1 CRISPR repeat array is annotated in these 526 nt (G+C 25.5%).

Annotated features, from left to right (window positions below):
- Positions 1-36: 36 nt before the first annotated feature.
- Positions 37-461: a CRISPR direct-repeat array (repeat unit 30 nt; unit sequence ATTTAAATACATCCTATGTTAAGGTTCAAT).
- Positions 462-526: the final 65 nt, after the last annotated feature.

Raw genomic sequence — 526 nt, 5'->3', positions numbered from 1 at the left:
ATTACTTGTACATAGAATTACACTATCACTTATACCATTTAAATACATCCTATGTTAAGGTTCAATTCTTTTATACAGTTTTTCTACATTGCTCTTTGATACATTTAAATACATCCTATGTTAAGGTTCAATCGGATTGTGCCTTAACCATTCTAGTCAGTTGATTAATATTTAAATACATCCTATGTTAAGGTTCAATAAAATTCGTTCTTCTTTAGTAAAACATTTTTTGAAATTTAAATACATCCTATGTTAAGGTTCAATTGATTTGTTCAATAGTATTAATGGTGTGTTTTGGAAATTTAAATACATCCTATGTTAAGGTTCAATTTTTAGGTTTTTAACTGCATCTTTATAAGTAATTGATTTAAATACATCCTATGTTAAGGTTCAATTCTATATTCATTCTTGCTATTAATATTGATACGTTCATTTAAATACATCCTATGTTAAGGTTCAATCTTTTTGTCGTTATAAATTCAAACAAGCTATGTGAAATTTAAATACATCCTATGTTAAGGTTCAA

The organism is Clostridium sp. UBA2485, assembly GCF_002341865.1.
GTDB lineage: Bacteria > Bacillota > Clostridia > Clostridiales > Clostridiaceae > Clostridium_J.
The sequence above is the reverse complement of the archived record's forward strand: the minus strand, read 5'-3'. Positions and strand labels throughout refer to the sequence as shown.